General features: G+C 35.3%; 20 protein-coding genes and 1 pseudogene. 11 read left to right on the top strand and 10 right to left on the bottom strand.

Annotation, left to right across the window (positions count from 1 at the left end; translation table 11 throughout):
- Nucleotides 1-102: 102 nt before the first annotated feature.
- The 7 genes from BM211_RS26515 to BM211_RS15910 form a co-directional block, all read right to left on the bottom strand.
- A complete protein-coding gene (locus BM211_RS26515) occupies nucleotides 103-276 on the bottom strand; it encodes a hypothetical protein (RefSeq protein WP_177206949.1) in 174 nt (57 codons plus the stop codon).
- Nucleotides 273-875 (bottom strand): MauE/DoxX family redox-associated membrane protein, encoded by a 603-nt coding sequence (locus tag BM211_RS15885; RefSeq protein ID WP_090998525.1) that lies wholly within the window; start codon nucleotides 873-875, stop codon nucleotides 273-275. The genes BM211_RS26515 and BM211_RS15885 overlap by 4 nt, the downstream gene beginning before the upstream one ends.
- Nucleotides 872-2,677, bottom strand: coding sequence for an ABC transporter ATP-binding protein (locus BM211_RS15890; RefSeq protein ID WP_090998526.1), 1,806 nt, complete (start codon nucleotides 2,675-2,677; stop codon nucleotides 872-874). Before BM211_RS15890 ends, BM211_RS15885 begins: the two co-directional genes overlap by 4 nt.
- A gap of 21 nt (nucleotides 2,678-2,698) precedes the next feature.
- Nucleotides 2,699-3,097 (bottom strand): hypothetical protein, encoded by a 399-nt coding sequence (locus tag BM211_RS15895; RefSeq protein ID WP_218160814.1) that lies wholly within the window; start codon nucleotides 3,095-3,097, stop codon nucleotides 2,699-2,701.
- Between the two features lie 306 nt (nucleotides 3,098-3,403).
- A complete protein-coding gene (locus BM211_RS15900; RefSeq protein WP_090998531.1) occupies nucleotides 3,404-3,583 on the bottom strand; it encodes a hypothetical protein in 180 nt (59 codons plus the stop codon).
- Nucleotides 3,584-3,755: 172 nt separating this feature from the next.
- Nucleotides 3,756-3,935 (bottom strand): hypothetical protein, encoded by a 180-nt coding sequence (locus tag BM211_RS15905; protein WP_090998533.1) that lies wholly within the window; start codon nucleotides 3,933-3,935, stop codon nucleotides 3,756-3,758.
- A gap of 525 nt (nucleotides 3,936-4,460) precedes the next feature.
- A complete protein-coding gene (locus BM211_RS15910; protein WP_035433359.1) occupies nucleotides 4,461-4,952 on the bottom strand; it encodes a phosphatidylglycerophosphatase A family protein in 492 nt (163 codons plus the stop codon).
- 116 nt (nucleotides 4,953-5,068) lie between these two features.
- Between BM211_RS15910 and yutH the strand changes: the two genes are divergently transcribed.
- Nucleotides 5,069-6,070 carry a spore coat putative kinase YutH gene (yutH, locus tag BM211_RS15915; protein ID WP_035433358.1) on the top strand — a complete coding sequence of 334 codons (1,002 nt, stop codon included), beginning with the start codon at nucleotides 5,069-5,071 and terminating at the stop codon, nucleotides 6,068-6,070.
- A gap of 279 nt (nucleotides 6,071-6,349) precedes the next feature.
- On the opposite strand, the pseudogene BM211_RS15925 reads toward yutH, so the two are convergent.
- Nucleotides 6,350-6,568, bottom strand: a pseudogene (locus BM211_RS15925) (NifU family protein); the annotation flags it as partial.
- A gap of 178 nt (nucleotides 6,569-6,746) precedes the next feature.
- Here BM211_RS15925 and BM211_RS15930 point away from each other — a divergent pair.
- The 3 genes from BM211_RS15930 to BM211_RS15940 all read left to right on the top strand — a co-directional run bounded on the left by BM211_RS15930 (nucleotide 6,747) and on the right by BM211_RS15940 (nucleotide 8,212).
- Complete coding sequence (locus BM211_RS15930) at nucleotides 6,747-7,055, top strand: YuzD family protein (RefSeq protein WP_035433357.1); 309 nt, start codon at nucleotides 6,747-6,749, stop codon at nucleotides 7,053-7,055.
- A gap of 81 nt (nucleotides 7,056-7,136) precedes the next feature.
- A complete protein-coding gene (locus BM211_RS15935; RefSeq protein WP_035433356.1) occupies nucleotides 7,137-7,427 on the top strand; it encodes a hypothetical protein in 291 nt (96 codons plus the stop codon).
- The gene (locus BM211_RS15940) at nucleotides 7,415-8,212 is read left to right on the top strand and encodes a nucleotidyltransferase domain-containing protein (RefSeq protein ID WP_035433355.1); all 798 of its coding nucleotides are present in this window, start codon (nucleotides 7,415-7,417) and stop codon (nucleotides 8,210-8,212) included. The genes BM211_RS15935 and BM211_RS15940 overlap by 13 nt, the downstream gene beginning before the upstream one ends.
- A 392-nt stretch (nucleotides 8,213-8,604) precedes the next feature.
- On the opposite strand, the gene BM211_RS15945 is transcribed toward BM211_RS15940, so the two are convergent.
- The gene (locus BM211_RS15945; protein WP_035433354.1) at nucleotides 8,605-9,549 is read right to left on the bottom strand and encodes a helix-turn-helix transcriptional regulator; all 945 of its coding nucleotides are present in this window, start codon (nucleotides 9,547-9,549) and stop codon (nucleotides 8,605-8,607) included.
- A 147-nt stretch (nucleotides 9,550-9,696) separates the two neighbouring features.
- On the opposite strand from BM211_RS15945, the gene BM211_RS15950 reads away from it, so the two are divergent.
- Nucleotides 9,697-10,200, top strand: coding sequence for a DinB family protein (locus BM211_RS15950; RefSeq protein WP_035433353.1), 504 nt, complete (start codon nucleotides 9,697-9,699; stop codon nucleotides 10,198-10,200).
- A gap of 45 nt (nucleotides 10,201-10,245) precedes the next feature.
- Here the strand turns inward: BM211_RS15950 and BM211_RS15955 are convergent, their stop codons facing one another.
- Nucleotides 10,246-11,316 (bottom strand): NAD(P)/FAD-dependent oxidoreductase, encoded by a 1,071-nt coding sequence (locus BM211_RS15955; protein ID WP_035433352.1) that lies wholly within the window; start codon nucleotides 11,314-11,316, stop codon nucleotides 10,246-10,248.
- A 403-nt stretch (nucleotides 11,317-11,719) separates the two neighbouring features.
- On the opposite strand from BM211_RS15955, the gene BM211_RS15960 reads away from it, so the two are divergent.
- The 6 genes from BM211_RS15960 (at nucleotide 11,720) to BM211_RS15985 (ending at nucleotide 17,228) form a co-directional block, all read left to right on the top strand.
- Nucleotides 11,720-11,959 carry a YuzB family protein gene (locus tag BM211_RS15960; protein ID WP_035433351.1) on the top strand — a complete coding sequence of 80 codons (240 nt, stop codon included), beginning with the start codon at nucleotides 11,720-11,722 and terminating at the stop codon, nucleotides 11,957-11,959.
- Between the two features lie 221 nt (nucleotides 11,960-12,180).
- On the top strand, nucleotides 12,181-13,047 hold the full coding sequence (gene dapF, locus BM211_RS15965; RefSeq protein ID WP_090998537.1) for a diaminopimelate epimerase: 867 nt from the start codon (nucleotides 12,181-12,183) through the stop codon (nucleotides 13,045-13,047).
- Between the two features lie 41 nt (nucleotides 13,048-13,088).
- Nucleotides 13,089-13,442 carry a HesB/IscA family protein gene (locus BM211_RS15970; RefSeq protein ID WP_035433349.1) on the top strand — a complete coding sequence of 118 codons (354 nt, stop codon included), beginning with the start codon at nucleotides 13,089-13,091 and terminating at the stop codon, nucleotides 13,440-13,442.
- Between the two features lie 455 nt (nucleotides 13,443-13,897).
- On the top strand, nucleotides 13,898-15,151 hold the full coding sequence (locus tag BM211_RS15980; protein WP_090998539.1) for an ATP-binding protein: 1,254 nt from the start codon (nucleotides 13,898-13,900) through the stop codon (nucleotides 15,149-15,151).
- Between the two features lie 86 nt (nucleotides 15,152-15,237).
- Nucleotides 15,238-15,408 carry a hypothetical protein gene (locus BM211_RS26520; protein ID WP_177206951.1) on the top strand — a complete coding sequence of 57 codons (171 nt, stop codon included), beginning with the start codon at nucleotides 15,238-15,240 and terminating at the stop codon, nucleotides 15,406-15,408.
- A gap of 482 nt (nucleotides 15,409-15,890) precedes the next feature.
- On the top strand, nucleotides 15,891-17,228 hold the full coding sequence (locus BM211_RS15985) for an amino acid permease (RefSeq protein WP_035433345.1): 1,338 nt from the start codon (nucleotides 15,891-15,893) through the stop codon (nucleotides 17,226-17,228).
- Nucleotides 17,229-17,371: the final 143 nt, after the last annotated feature.

Below are 17,371 nucleotides of genomic sequence, written 5' to 3' on the forward strand. Positions count from 1 at the left end.
CTTTTAGTAATCATCTTCTTTATATGTAGCGGAAAAACTAGTTTTTTGTCGATATCTTTTAAATGTATACGACAGAATATTTCGAAAATCCTTCTTGCCATTTTATATGTTTGTTATATCTTCTTCTTTATCTTCTTCGCTGGAATGAATCATTTTAATAATACCAACCTGTGTTTGAAATCGATTTAAAAAATCTGTTACGAGCTTAATTAATAAAAAAAGAACGATAATTTGAATAATCATACATGCCCAAAGTAAATAATCAGACCAGTTCATGTTTTTCTCTCTCCTTTTAAGTTCTTTGTAATTTCTAAAAATTGCTCTATATGACGATGCATAGCTATAAATAGACGGAAAATTGAAAAGAAAAATACGAAACAAATCGAAATACATATAGATAGAATGGCGCTTTTATTAAAGATATAAGAACCAGATTGTTCGTTAAAAAAAAGCTCTTGTAAACTTCCTAAATATGTTTCATTTTGTAAAAGAACATAAAGAGCTCCTAGCAGAATAGTGTTACGTAAAACTAGAAACCAAGATAATTGGTGATTCCCAGCCATTCCTCCACAGCCACATGAAATATGAGTTCGTTTCCTTAGTAAATTAACAGAAATACCAAGTGTATATAATGTTAATAAAATTAACAATCCCAAGCTTGCAATGGTAGAAAAAAGCCCTACGAGTAGAAAGAAAGCACATAACAATTCAATAATAACTTCAATTGTTGCAAAGAATTTAGCAGTTTGATTTGGAATGATTTGATATTCTTTTATAATAATTATATGTTCGCTAAAATGGGTTAGCTTACTTAGAGCTGTAGAAATAAATAGACAACCAATGATAATTCGTAATATAAGTATTAATTCATTCATATAACAACCTCGCTTTTCTCTTTCTCATACAAGTTAGCTTGTGTTGTATATAGTTTGTAATATGTCTGCTTGTTTTCCATAAGATTTTCATGAGAGCCAATTTCGACAAGCTTTCCATTATCGAGGACAATAATTTTATCAGCTAATTTAGCAGCAGACATTTTGTGAGAAATCATAATTGCTGTTTTTCCTTTTGTCATTTGATTAAATTTATCAAAAATCTCCTTCTCGGATAAAGGGTCTAAAGCGGACGTAGGTTCATCTAAAATCATAATTGAGCTATTTTTAAATAAAGCACGGGCTATTGCGATTTTTTGCCATTGACCACCAGACAATTCCTCACCATCTTGAAGAAATCTTCCTAAATATGTTTTTGATTTATTTGGAAGGTTCTCTATATACTTATAAATACCCGCCTGTTTAGCTGCTTTTTCAATTTTATTCTTGTCATATTTATTTGATATGTCTCCAAAATAAATATTTTCATCAATTGTAAAAAAATAGCGAGTAAAATCTTGAAAGATCACAGTTGTGTTCTCTCTTAATGAGTGTAAATTGATGTTGTGAATTGGAATATCATCAAAATAAATATTTCCAGATGTGACAGGATATAGTCCAATCATACATTTAATTAAAGTTGTTTTTCCAGATCCGTTATGCCCTACAATAACGATATTTTCCCCAGGTTGAATGGAGAAAGAGAGGTTCTGTAAAATTTTTTTATCACTATTTGGATAAGAGAACGATACATTTTCAAAACGAATTCCTTTTTTTAAAACAGCTGGGAATGGTAAGTATTCTGTTTTATCTAATTCAACTTCTTCAAATGAATCAATATAGTTGAAGTAATCATATATGTATAATATATCTTCATACAGTTGTGCAAAGTTTGTTGAAATAGCATGTAGGGCACTTTGTGTGCTATGGACAGCTTGTCCAATTGAAACAAAATCCCCAATTTTTACAGCTGATTTTTTTATAAGCCATATGATGATCCCAGCTGCTCCACAATATGAAATAGCAATGATGCCATCAAGAAAAATTTCAGCCTTACTTTTCACTTTTATAAAAGATAGAGAGTACTTCATATTTTCTTCATATTTTTTTTTCCATCTTTGAATAAAGTGAGGGTATAAGTTAAAGAGTCTTACTTCTTTAGAAGAGTCTTTTTCCATAATGAGATTTTCAATATAAGTTGTTTCCCTTATAATGGGAGTTAATGTTTTACTGAGTAAGAATCCTTTTTTTCCTAAGTGAGATTTGATCATAATCGTAGGAATGAAAACGATAGTGCTAATAAGTGCTAAACTCCAATGGATAGAAATTAATAAAATAATTAAAGACGAAATTGTAATTAGGGATTGTGTGATAGAAAATATGCTATTAATCGGCGACAAAATTCGTCTTCCAGTGTTTGATTTGACACGGTTTGTATGATTATAAAAGTCTGGATTGTCAAAATAAGAATAAGGAATTTTAATTGTTTTTTGTGCAATTTTTTCTGTTAAACATTTATTAAGTTCAAAGTGTAGTTTCTCATCAACATAATGTTGTATCTGTTTTATTACAGTTTCAGCAAGTAAAAGCATAAATTGTAAGATGAGTAAAAAAATTGCTAAATCATAATTTTGCTCGTTATCCATAATTAATAGAGACACTGTATTTACAAGTTCTTTTGTTACCCAAATTGTTGCAGCAGGTAATATTCCTAATATGAGCATAAATAATATGGAATAAAAGAGCCAAGACTTTTTTAGATTCCAGATGAGTTTATACGTTCTGAGAATATAGGAAAATAACATGTTTCCTCACCTTCTTTTCATTTAAATCGCTTTATCAGCTAGTGTGGAAAATTTTTTTATAATTCCTTGTGAGTCAATATGAATAAACGTCGGAAATAGAAAAATATTGAGACGATGTTGTTGCTTTTTTGAAAGTGGGAATACAATTAAATTACTTTTTTTGCTTATATTTTTTGTTATTTCTTCAAATATGATTTTGTCATCAGATTCTAAATACAAGATAAGATTATGAGAAAGATGTTTTTTCTTTGTTATAATTTCGTCTAGTTTTTCATGGCAAAGTTTACAAGTTGCTGACATGACCATAACAATAGATTCTTTATGATACTCATAAGAATGAGGTAAAGTTAAAATGTGTGTAATGTTTTGATCAAGTAAAGGATCTTTATATGGTATAGAAGAATTTAGTTTTGGGAGCATCTGAACTGCTTTTTTAAAAAATTGCAACTTAATAGCTAGTATTAAAATTAGGGATAACCACAGTGAAAATAATAGAATATATGTAATCATGGTAAACGCCTTTCTAAAAAAATGTAATCCAAAGCTAAGGATAGATATCTTTGGCTTTGGATTAGTGAGTATTAGCAACAACCGTTTTTGACTATTCTTCCAGTTGGAAGTAGACGGTATCCTTGTAGGTACTTTGGATTTGTTGAACAAAGTTCATCTCTTTGGCAACCATCTTCGGTCCTACAAATTCACCTTTTGTCACTCCAAATAATTTTGCTAAAATGGCCAGCAACAACCGTTTTTGACTACTTTTCCAGTTGGAAGTAGACGGTATCCTTGATAGTAACCTGAATTTGTTGAACAAAGTTCAGTTTTTTGACAACCATCTTCATAGTATTGCGGTCCCACAACTTCGCCTTTTGTTACTCCAAATAATTTTGCTAAAATGTTACTCATATTATTACCTCCATTTTCGTTTTTTGTAATGAAAGTAAAATTTTACTAAATGGAAGTAGACGATATCTTTGTAGGTACTTTGGATTTGTTGAACAAAGTTCATTGCGTTGGCAACCATCTTCACATCGTTGCAGTCCTACAACTTTACCTTTTGTCACTCCAAATAATTTTACTAATATGGCCAGCAACAACCATTTTTGACTACTCTTCCATTTGGAAGTAGACGGTATCCTTGTAGGTACTTTCGGTTTGTTGAACAAAGTTCATCACTTTGACAACCATCTTCATAGTATTGCGGTCCCACAACTTCACCTTTTGTTACTCCAAATAATTTTGCTAAAATGTTACTCATATCATCGCCTCCATTTGAATTTTTTGTAATACAAGTAAAATTCTACTAATTTTTACAAAAAATTCAACAATTATACTTTTTTATCAAGTTTTTATCATAATTTTAATTTGGGAATGATGAAGAAAACGTTGGAGAACTCATATGTTTATAGTAATAATATAGATTCATATGGGTTTAATTGGATATCGGGAAATCTTTATTATGTAGAGTGGTTATGTTTTTTTTATAAAAAGTTGAGAAAATTTTTTATGCTATTTATTTTAATTCTGATAAGGAGAACGAATGATTTTTGTATATAAACTTATGCAGAGGTTCTTTGTTTTCAAACAAATTCCATAATTTTAATTTTTGGGGGTGAAAAATAAGGAATCGGTGGTTTAGTATTGATATCGTGCTGGTAACAATAGATTGATGTAATAGAAAGAGACGAAAAAATACAACGGACCATGATTTGCAAATCATGGTCCGTTATATTTTAGTTGATTTTTTTGTATTTAAATTATGCCAGCTAAATAAATTCTAACTTTATTCAGCATGTTCAGCTCTATGCGCCAAGCGGCTTGAAGCAGCAGCAGCAATCGCCCCAACGATATCATCGAGGAACGTATGAACTTTACCTGTAGATTTGTCGTTTAAATATTGTAAAATACCTGGCTTTAATTTATCGATATAGCCAAAGTTTGTGAAACCAATTGAACCGTATACGTTGACGATAGATAAGGCAACAACTTCGTCTACACCGTATAATCCTTCATCGCGATGGATGATGTCTTGAAGAGGTGCACTTAGCAAACCTTTTTCGGCAAGAACATCTAATTCAATTCCTGTAATGAGGGCATTTTGTACTTCACGTTTGGATAAGACGCGTTCTACGTTATAACGGCATTCTTCCATTGTTAAATTTGAATGATAATTTTTTTGAAGAAAATGAACGAGATCTGCAATATCGTCAATTTTCACACCGCGTTCTTGTAGTAATTGTAATGCTCTTTCTTGTAGTTCATTTCGTTGTGTCATGTTTATCACCTTTTTTTCTTTTTAATATTGTATACGTATAGGTGTATGATGTGCATAGGCATGAAAGTTAATTACCGGCTCATATATATATAGAAAAAATGTAGGTGGCGAGTACGATGATTCAACATATTTATGAGAACTATCATATACACGTTAAAGAATTTACACCTCTTGGTCCTTATAACAGTTTTTGGGTTCGTAATAAAATTTATGTGCTTCTTCCTAGCGGTCATTTGCAAGAAGAAGAGCTTGTTGAAATGAAGAAATTAAGTGATTATATGAATCAGCAAGGTGATATTACCGTTGCGACGTTTGTGCCAAACGTACAAGGTTATTACGTTAGTGAGATAGAAGAAACAAATTATTGTTTGTTTAAAGGAATACGTACGTTAGAGCGTAATGTCATTTCACCAGGAAGTGAGCTATCGTTATTTCATAAGCGCGGTGCATTCTTTTCGGAAGAAATTGAACATCTCAGCCGAATTGGTGAATGGAAGTCGCTTTGGGAAAAACGATTAGATCAGCTCGAACGTTTTTGGCAATCTAAAATGGTGAGTCACCCTACTGATATGTTTGAACAATTATTTATTGAATCATTTCCGTACTACTTAGGTCTTGCCGAAAATGCGATTCAATATGTAGTAGATACAGAAATTGATGATACTCCTCAAGTTGCTGATGCTGCAACCATTTGTCAGGAACGATTTACACCATTGCTTTGGCGACAGACAAAGCGATTAAAGCTCCCGGTTGATTGGGTATATGACCATCCAAGTCGCGACTTAGCTGAATGGGTACGTCATACTTCTTTGGAAAAAAAAGAGAACTGGGAAGAAACGATTGCTCAGTTTTTAACCGACTACGAACGGAACTATCCATTATCTTCGTTTGGCTGGCGGTTATTATTTGCTCGTCTTCTCTTTCCGCTTCATTATTTTGAAACAGTTGAAGGATATTACTTGGCGGGAAGTGAGTCGCAAAAATATGTATATCAAGATAAGTTAGAAACCATTTTGAAGCGCGTAGATCAGTCGGAACAATTTCTTAAACAGTTTTATGACCTCATCCGTCTACCCATTGATAAGTTAGGGATTCGTAAGCTTGATTGGCTTACGTAATATGTAATTTAGAAAAAAGAGACCGTGGTGGGTCTCTTCTTCTAGTTTCAGCGGCTAGAACAGTCGGTGGCTTCGCGTCTTCCGCCGAGGCAAAAAGCGCCTCTATGTCAGAAGCTCCATCCCCCTCTTGTTCTGAGCGAGCCGCTTCCGCTTTTAAATTATCCAGCTCCGCCTCCCAGCCCCTTGCGTCTAAGAACCTTTCCCGCGAGAAGATAAAAAGCATCTTCTGCGGGAAAGAACCTTAGCCGTCGGGGCTAAACGGTCGGCTCCGCTTTTACATTAAAATACTTGTTCTACTTCAATTACTCCAGGTACTTCTTCTAAAAGAGCACGCTCGATACCAGCTTTTAATGTGATTGTAGAACTTGGGCAGCTGCCGCAAGCACCTAGAAGGCGTAATTTAACGATACCGTCTTCGATATCTACTAATTCTACGTCACCGCCATCGCGAAGTAAGAACGGACGTAATTTATCTAATACTTCTACTACTTGTTCGTGTAAGTTTTCGTTTTCCATTTTTATCGACTCCTTTCATCAGTTTTATTATAATCAAGATACAGGGGAAAATCTATTTTTTCTGTCTTTCTTATGTTGTCAAAATAGTTTATGGAAGTTTCCAGCTTATATGTGACAATAAGGTACGGAAAAAAATATATGTGCAAATGGGGGAGAGAATATGATAAAAGTAAGTGTTTACGGAGCAAAGGTTGTATGTGCAAGCTGCGTTGGAATGCCGTCTTCAACGGAAACGTATGAATGGCTACAAGCAGCGATCGGACGGAAATATGAAGGACAAGAAGAGAAATTCCATTTTGAATATGTGGATATTCATGAGGAGCAAGAAGAGGAAGAAAAACGCGCTTTTGCTGAGCGTGTCATTGAAGATGACTTGTTTTATCCTGTTGTTCTCGTAAATAATGAGATTGTTGGAGAAGGAAATCCACGCTTAAAGGATGTATACGAAGAAATTGAGAAATATTTATAATATAACTTATCACTCACAGAGCTCTTGCAACGTAGATTTCAAATCGCAAGGGCTTTTTCTGTGCTTAGGAGGATGAACGAGATGAAGAAAGGGTTTGTAATAGGGATAATCGGGCTTTTTGTAGTCAGTGGTATTGCTTATATGACAGGGGATGCAGCGATGGTTTATCCGTTTGCAGGTTGGCTGGGCCTCTTTTTCTTAGCTAGTGCAGTATTTCTTTGTATAGATGGATTCATTTTAGGAGCACGTGGGACATTTACTTCGGCAAAGCCGACGCGAAAAGAATCTCGCTTTCAATCTGCTAAAATGAACGCATTTGCCGCAATTCCTAATATGGCAGCATCGTTAGGAGTATACTTATGGCTATCGTAACGGAGCGTTCTATACCAAAAGAAGTGGAGTTCTTTTTAAATCAATATGTGAATGAACTTCAAAAAGTCATTTCAAAAGAAAAGCTAGTTGGTGTGTATGTGTATGGTTCATTAGCGCTAAATGCGTTTCATCTGGAAACGAGTGATATTGACTTTGTAACGGTTATGAAAGAACAAGTCAGTGAAGCAGAGAAAGTGAAAATCCGTGAATTACATAAGAGGCTCCGTACAGATGACCTCGGTAAACGAATGGATGGGATGTATATTCCGCTTGTTCATGTCGGAAAGCAAAATCATGAGATGTCACCGTACTTATATTGTTCAGATGGAAAAATAAATGAAGGACATTGGGACATTAATTCTGTGACGTGGTGGACGATAAAAAATAGCGGTATTACGTTTTTTGGTCAACAGGCAAACGAGCTTCCGTATGAGGTAACGTGGGATGATGTTGTAAGCACAATGAAATACAATGTGGAACAATATTGGAGTGAGAAAGTAAAGCGTCCATACTTATTTTTGTCTACAGAATGGGTAGAGTCTGCAGTTGTGACAATGGGACGTATTATGTGCACGCTAGAAATGGAACGGATTGTTTCGAAAGATGAAGGGCTGCAATATATGATGAAACGTTGTAAAGAATGGGAACCGCTTCTGCAAGAGGTGTACTGGGTTCGTCAAAAAGAAGGATTAAAACCGTCTTTATCAAGGTGGAGACGCGCTCAGATGACGAAGCAGTATTTGTTGTTTTGGATAGAGGAATGTAAGAAGAGGTGGGAAAGATAAAATGAAACTTTAATCAGTGGGGGGCATCCCCCACTAATTATTAGCCCTCACCAATCGGGCTTTTACGGGCAATTTATCTCCCGCCTAACTTCTTAAGAAAAGCGGAAGCGGCTCGCTCAGAATCGCAGGACGTTGGAGCACCCGACAGAGAGGCGCTTTTGGCCTCGTCCGAGGGGGTGAAACGACCGGAGATTCTAGCCGCTAGAGCTGGACAATGCATCCGCTGAATTTTGAGGCGGAGTATTACTGCCCGTTAATGCGGGATAAAATGAAACTGCCATCAGTGGGCCATATTTCCTACTGATGGCTAGTTTTACTTTCATATCAACATCGGTATATCACTAACTAGTAGGAATATGTGCAGAAGAATAACACCCATTTTTTATCTTAAACTAGTCATATTGGTTTAACATGTTAGTTAATTTTTCTTTTGTATATTTAATTAATTCAACAGGTTTTTTTATAATTGCATTTTCTCCATATGTGATAAAGTAATTTGAAAAAAAGATAATATCATGTTTTGAGATAGTGCCTCTTACAGCTCCTAAACCATCTTCTCTTTTAATCAACTGAGTATTTGGCCATGTAACGGATTGATATTTTTCTACACCTTTCTGAGTTAACTCTACATATAATTCAAATGTTTCTTTGGAATCATTCAGGATGGAAAAACGATTTTTTAAAGTAATATTGGATAAGTCAATTGGATTCGTATTTTCGTCGTGTTCGACAGATTGTATACGATCACATCGAAAGACTCGATAATCTTTTTTAGAAAAACAATAGGATGGACAATACCACTTTCCTTCATTCGCATAAATGCCAATCGGTTGAATACTTCTATTGCTAGTCCTTCCATTTGTTTCATAATTAATTATAATAACGTGTTGTTGAATGGCTGCATTTAACAATTGTCTTAAAAATGGGATTTCTTCTTGTTGATGTATCGACACAAAATCAACTCGATCTTTCATATTGTCAATCGTATCTCTAATATCGCCAGAAAGATTTAAATAAAATTTCTTTTTTATTGATTCATATTCTATATCAAATGGAAGGGAAATATAGTGTCTTAATGTATGAAGGGCAAAGAATATAGAGACAGCCTCATCCTCACTAAATGCGATGGGAGGAAGAATTCTTTCGTTTAAGACTTGATAACCGCCATGCGGACCTACTTCTGAATAAAGCGGTACACCCATTTCACTTAATTCTTGTAAATCTCTCAAAATTGTCCTTGTTGAAACACCAAACTCTTGTGCTAATCCCCCAACAGTAAATCGTTTCATTCGATTAACCATCATAATCAATTCATTTAATCTTTTTGCTTTAGACATAAATACCTCCAATAACTATGACACAATCTGTCACTATTATAATATACAATCATTAATAGAAAAATGATTCAAGAAGTTAGTTATGTAAATACTGAATGAAGTGATAGTACAGATTCGCAAATAATTATTTATAATGGAGGCATAACTATGTATGTAACAATTTCAGACTTTATTAAAGAATGGAATAGGGAAGCAATGCTAACTCAAAAAGTTTTGGATGGTTTGACAGATGATTCATTAAAACAACAAGTTTATCCAGAAGGTCGTACTTTAGGGAGAATTGCATGGCATTTTACAACAAGTATTCCAGAATATTTAGCTCATTTTGGGTTGAAGATAGATGGAGTAGAACATGCAGAAAGTGTACCAACTTCAGCAGAGGAAATTGCTGAAACCTTTAAGGATATAAGTTTCAGTGCATCCAAAGTTATTGAAGAGCAATGGACGGATGAATCCCTAGAGCAAATACAAGAAGCGTTTGGAAGGCAAGAATCAAATGCTACAATCCTAATGGGACTAATTAAGCACATTGTTCATCATCGTGGACAAGTTACAGTTCTTATGCGTCAAGCAGGAATAAAACCATTTGGTGTATATGGTCCACCAAAAGAAGATTGGGCTCATTTAGGGATGGAAAATCCACCACTTTGAAGCAACAGAAAAAACAAGAGCTGCATGGCGGCTCTTGTTTTTTGTTTAACCATTATGATGTTTATACATCCAAAGAATACCTGATTTTAAAAGGCGAGGTACGCGGCCCATTAACGGCTGGTTTGCGAGTAAACCGAAGCCATGTTTTTTACCAAGAGAACCGAGAACACCTTTTAGTTTAATAACAGGCAGTTCTTCTGGTAATGCTTCATTGTTCCAACGTTTTAATAATATTTGGACAATTTGTTCACCTTGACCTTCTGCAAGCTGTGCAGATGGTGCATGTGGCAGCGCAGCGCAGTCACCTAGTACATATACATTCTCGTAATCTGGAATATTATGATATTTTGTTAATACAACCCGGCCGCTATTATCATGCTCGACAGGCAGATTACGAACAATTTCACTTGCTTGAATGCCAGCTGTCCATACAATTGCATCACATTCAAGTGGTTCATCGTGGTTATACACAATATTTGGTTCTACTTTTGTAATGTTCGAATTGCGAATGATTGTAACATTGTGCTTTAAAAACCACTCTTCTACGTATTTACTTAATTTTTCTGGGAACGGGAAAAGAATGCGATCTTTCCGGTCGAATAAATAAATGTTTAAGTCTGGACGACTTTCGCGAAGCTCACTTGCGACCTCAACGCCGCTTAGCCCAGCTCCTACAACAGCAACTGTTGCATGTGGTTCTAAACCATTTAGTTGTTGATATGTTTGACGAACTTGCTCAATGGATTGAAGGCTGTATGTATTTTCCTTCGCTCCTGGAACGTTGTGATAGTTATCTTCACAACCAAGTCCGATAATTAAGTCATCATAATTGACAACTTCACCGTCCTCAAGATGAACAGTTTTGTTTTCTAGATCAACGTTGGTTATAGTACCGTATTGAATGTTTAATCGTGGATGCTCTGGAAATGGAATGCGAATATGCGTTTCAGAAATCGTTCCTGCCACTAATGCGTAGTATTCTGTTTTAAAACAGTGATACGGTACTTTGTCGATTAATGTTACTTGAACATCATCTGGAAGTTGGTTGCTCGGAAGAAGACGTTGTAAAACTCTCATTCCACCGTAGCCGCCACCAAGTATTACGAGGTGCTTCATGATGGATTACCCCTTTTCTGTTGAAATATCCCCTAATCATAGAAATTTTTATATTAAAAAAATATTTTGACTTTACTCATTCAAATTATATCGAATTTTGAAGTAAATAACAATGCGAGAATGTATACTCTGTTGTACAATAGTAAGAAAGTGAAAGCGATGTTAAAGGCCATTCTATATAAAAATAAGTAGAAGAACGACATAAAGCCCTTTTCTTATTAGGTGAGCGAGTGAAGGTCATGGTGTATTTTGCATAGTAGCGACTCGTTCAGAATTAGTAGAATGTTGTGGTTTTCTAGTAGGAAATGATTGGGTATGTCAGTTGTTTTCGCTGGATTTAGACGAACATCTTAGGCTTACTGTTATAAAACAAGCTTTGAAATAGATACAGGAGGGATTAAGGTTGATTAAACCGTTAATTGAATTTTGTGTTGGCAACCTTGCGAGCGGTGCACAAAAGGCACGTGAACAATTGGAGAAAGATCCAAATTTAGATGTGATTGAGTACGGGTGTCTTGGGTATTGTGGCGTTTGCTTTGAAGGACCATATGCACTTGTAAACGGTGAAGTTGTCAAAGGCGAAACACCGGATGAACTTGTGAAAAATATATATGATTATTTAGATGAAAACCCAATGTTTTAGGGCGTTGCAATGAGGCAGCGTCTTTTTCAATTGAATGTATTAGGAGATATAAAAAAAGAAAGCCCTTTTGTTGAAGGGCTTTTTGCTTACACTATATGTGTAAGCACGACATTGTTACACCAAAATTGTCGTTGAATATGAGAAACGGGGGACATTCTTATTGTTTTCCAAAAGCGCTCATTTTATACTTATAACAATCAAAAATTTTGGAGTGAAAAACAATGGCACAATTTTCTTTCACAAAAATGCACGGACTTGGGAATAACTACATTTATGTAAATATGTTTGAAGAACAAATTGCAGAAGAGCATCTTGCACAAGTTGCTGAAAAAGTATCGGATGTGAATACTGGAATTGGTTCTGACGGAATGATTTTGATTTGCCCATCTGACGTTGCGCCTGTGAAAATGCGTATTTTCAATAAAGACGGTTCAGAAGGAAAAAGCTGCGGGAATGGACTGCGCTGCGTTGCAAAGTACGCATACGAGCATAAACTAGTAGAAGAGACTGTTTTCACAATCGAAACATTAGCAGGAATCGTCACAGCAAAAGTAAAAGTTGAAGGTGAAATTGTAACTTCGGCTACAGTTGATATGGGGGCACCTAGGTTAAAACGCGTTGATTTACCGATGTTAGGTGAAGGGGAAACGCCGTTTATTCGTGAAGATTTCCTTTATAATAATCACCGCTATACATTTACAGCTGCCTCAATGGGAAATCCGCATGCTGTTATTTTTGTAGAGGATATTGAAGAAGCACCGCTGATAACGTTAGGACCTGTATTAGAAACACATGAGATGTTTCCAGAAAGCGTAAACGTCGAATTTATTGAGGTACTGAATGATCGTGAAATGCATTTTCGTGTATGGGAACGCGGCTCTGGCATTACACAAGCATGCGGAACAGGAGCATGTGCTGCAGTTGTAGCGGCAATCTTAAATGGAAAGATGAAGCGAGGCCAAGAAATCACGGTTCATTTAGCCGGCGGAGATTTAATGATTACATGGACAGAAGAAGGAACAGTTCTTATGAATGGTCCAGCAGAAGTCACTTGCAGCGGTGTATATTATTATAAGATTGAAGAGTAAAGATGTATAATAGAACGAGAGAAGAAAGGAAGGTGGATTCTATGATTACTGTAACAGAACAAGCAGCATATCAAATTAAAGATATGTTAAAAGACGCTGAAGAAGGAGAAAGATACGTTCGCCTTGCTGTACACGGCGGTGGATGTAGCGGTCTTTCTTACGGTTTAGGATTTGAAAGAGAACCAAATGAAGACGACACAGTACTTGAGTTTTTCGGTGTTGAATTTGTTATTGATAAAGAAAGTACTCCAATTGTAAAAGGAGTAAAAATCGATTATAAACAATCGATGCTTGGCGGCGGATTTACAATCGATAATCCAAATGCTATCGCATCATGCGGCTGCGGATCATCATTCCGCACAGCGACGAATGCTGGTAAGCCTGAGGAATGTTAGCACTAGATAACATTTGCATAGTGTGCATTTATAATGATTGATCATACAAACCTTCTTGACGGTGAATGACAAAATTCATTCGTTAAGAGGGTTTTTATTTTGCTTAGAACGAAAAGGGGGAAAATGGCGAAAAAAGTAGAAATTCGAGCTTTTTTGTTGTTATTTGCTTATTTTCATGTTAAGATGAATAATCATATAGAAGAGAAGATGGTTTTTCTTTTTAAATTGACAGAATTTTCTGTAATTATTTCCGTGTGGCTTTTCCCGTTTCCTCTTCCTTGTATGTCTCTACACCGAATGAATATAAACAATAAAAAGCACTTATACCTATCTATTATTTTTAACATCAGAAAACATAACGAACTAGCAAATTCGAATAACATAATATAGAATTAAGGGAGTTTTCAGGGAAGAGTACATGGTCCCCCTTACAAAAAATTAGGAAGGTACAGAGTATGGGAATTTCTACACTATTATTAAATGCATTTATTATTATCATTTGTATCCTTAGTTATCAAGTATTTTGGTTGGATAAGGCAGAAAGAAAACCACTTAATCATATATTAATTTCTTTTTTTTCATCGATTGCAATTGTTCTTTGTATGACATTCCCTATTCATTTACATGATGGGTATATTTATGATTTGCGTTTTATTCCGTTTCTTTTAGTGATTCTATACGGAAATAAAAGAAGCATTGTTTTTACAGGTATTGTATATATTGCTTATCGATTTTACTTAGGTGGAAACGGTTTTTTTTTATCAGTTATTATATCTACTATCATTACAACGATTACGATCATATTACGTTATTTTCTTCCCGTTTATTTTAGACGAAACAAAGTATTATTTAACACACTATTGCTTTTAAGTTGTACTAGTTCTTTTTCTGCTTTTGCTATAATGAACGAAATTAAAATATATGGTAAAATCGAAACAGTTTTTATTTGGTTTTTGATTAATTATGTAGTGGTTAACGCCTTCACAGGATTATTATCTATTTATTTAATAGAGGGAATGATCGAGAAATTTAAAATGAAAGAAAAAATTCAAAGAGCTGAAAAATTTTATACAGCTAGTGAATTAGCGGCATCGATTGCACATGAAGTTCATAATCCGCTGACAACTGTATATGGATTCACTCAATTATTCCGTGAAAATGAGCTTTCAAAAACGTCTCAAGATGAATACTTGAAAATTATGTTGATGGAATTAGAAAAAGTACAATTGGTTATCAATGATTATTTATCTCTAACAAAACCACAAAATACAGTGAAAAAACCACTGAATATAAATTGTGTTTTTCGGGAAGTAACAAATATGATTTCTCCGCTAGCGCTTTCATATAACGTTGAAATACATAAAGATATTCCAGAGTGTTTGAATATAAATGCGAATCCTGAAAAATTAAAACAGTGCATCACTAATATTTTACAAAACGGAATTGAAGCTATGAAAGATGGCGGAGTATTACAAATTCATGCGCAAAAAATTAAGGGCAATCTTGTAATCGATATCATTGATTCGGGAGTTGGAATGTCCCAAACAGAAATAAAGCGGATTGCCACGCCATTTTATTCAACAAAAGAAAAAGGAACTGGGCTAGGCACCATGATTGCGTATAGCATTATTAGAGAGCTAAATGGAGATATAGAAATAGAGAGTACAAAAGGAAAAGGAACACGATTTTCTATCATTATACCTTGCTGACTAAAAACGAAATCAAGCGCTTTTTTTATTAGAGATTTTAAATAAAATCATGACAAAAATTCAATAATAAAAAAGAGGTGATTTTGATGGGAAAATGGAACGAACAGGCCACGCCGAATAATAATTTGCCATCCAGCACAATTCGGTCATCTGAACTACTGTTAGGAAAGAAAGCAGACCATGAATTTTCAGAGGAACTTTCCGATGCTGGAGAAAGAGACAAAAACATTCAAATACTCAAAAACAGTTCTAAATAGAAAAAATAGTGGTGATGAAAAAATCGCCACTATTTTTTTGTTTTAAGCAAAAATCAAGGGCTAAAAGTTAAAAACATCACGATACCTATAAAGTGAAACTTCCATCAGTGGGGGGTTTTTCATCCCCCACTGATGGTTAGTTGAACCAATCGGGCTTTTACGGGCAGTTATATCCCCACCTATCTTCTTTGCTTCTCTTTCAATCTTGAGGTGGGGGTCTTAATGCCCGTTAATGCGGGATAAAATCATTCATTCCATAAAAAGGTTCTTTTTACTAACTTAGGATGTTTCAAAAAACGTTCCCCGCCATATTCTCACAACATACGTTTCAAAAATATATGCCAAGATTAAAAAGATTATTGTATAGTTTAAATATTAAGACAATTCTACAGGACTATGCAGCAGTTAGTGATGTTACGTAATCACTTTCGAGAAAAAGATATTAACCTTGTTTCTATTTTATTACTAAAGGGGGAGTAGACATGGCACAACAAAGCTTGAAACGCGAACTGCAACCGCGCCATATTAGGCTTATGGCAATCGGTGGGATGATTGGGACAGGGATTTTCAAAGGAAGTGCAGATACAATTTCAGCTGCAGGACCCGGCATTGTTTTTTCTTATTTATTTGCAGGATTTCTTCTTCTCATTGTTATGAGTGCAATAGCGGAAATGGCGATTGCTTATCCTGGTTTAAACATTCAAGGGATGATTCAAAAAGCTTTCGGTTCACGTTTCGCCTTTGTCATTGGTTGGCTCTACTGGATCGACTGGATTTTAGTTATTATTGTTGAGGTTTTAGCTGGGGGGAGCTTTTTACAATATTGGATTCCATCCGCTCCTTTATGGTTGCTTAGTTTAGCATGTACTGCGCTTCTTCTTTTTATCAATTTGGTTAGCGTTAAACTTTACGGTGAAATAGAGTTTTGGCTTGCGAGTTTCAAAATTATTACTCTTGTTTTATTTATTTTGCTTGGTTTTGCCTTATTATTTGGCTTCATTCCAAATCATGAAGCAACATATTTTACAAACTATACGAGTCACGGCGGATTCTTTCCAAAAGGATGGGGAAGTATTTTCACAGCACTCCTAATAGTCGTCTTTTCTTTCGGAGGCTCAGAATTAATCGGGTTAACTGTAACAGAAACGAAAAACGTGGAACAGACACTTCCGAAAGTAATAAAAGGGGTCATGTTCCGAGTGGTTTTATTTTACACATTACCTATTCTCATCATCACTGGACTTATCCCTTGGGACGAAGTAGGAAAGCAAGGCAGTCCTTTTGTACAGGTTTTCTCTGCAACTGGATTACAAGGTATAGCGCATATTATGAACTTCATTTTATTGACCGCTGTGTTGTCGGCTGCCAATTCAGGAATGTATGCTACTTCTCGCATTTTGTACTCTCTGGCACAAAATAACGAAGCGCCTGCTCTATTCTCTCGTCTTACTAAGCGCGGTGTTCCTATATGGGGAGTTCTTGTCAGTTGTATTGGTTTATTAATTGGAGCTTTTATCGCGTTCCTCACACCAGAGCACGTCTTTGGTTATATGATGTCTATCCCAGGGTTTACTGTTCTGCTTATTTGGACTAGCATCTGCCTTGCGCAATTCAAGTTGCGTAAACAGTATTCTAAAATGCCGTATTTTCGTGTGTGGTTATTCCCGTACAGCACCTTGTTTGCGGCAGCAGCCTTGGCAATTATTTTTATTTTCTTCTTGTTCAATGCAGGCAATATAATTAACTCTATTGTATGCGTAAGTATTCTTCTCCTTTTATCTGGTTTATCTATTTTTATTGGAAGAAAGGAATCGAAATAATGATTCTTAGTTTAGGAGTATTCATTCTATAGGGGTATTGCTATCAACTTTAGAGAAATGCCCTTGATGCCATTGGCATCAGGGGCATTTTTTTACGGCCTTTGAGTAAAATCAATACGCAAAGACAGCTTCCCTTGATCCGC

Source organism: Bacillus sp. 491mf (assembly GCF_900112415.1).
GTDB lineage: Bacteria > Bacillota > Bacilli > Bacillales > Bacillaceae_G > Bacillus_A.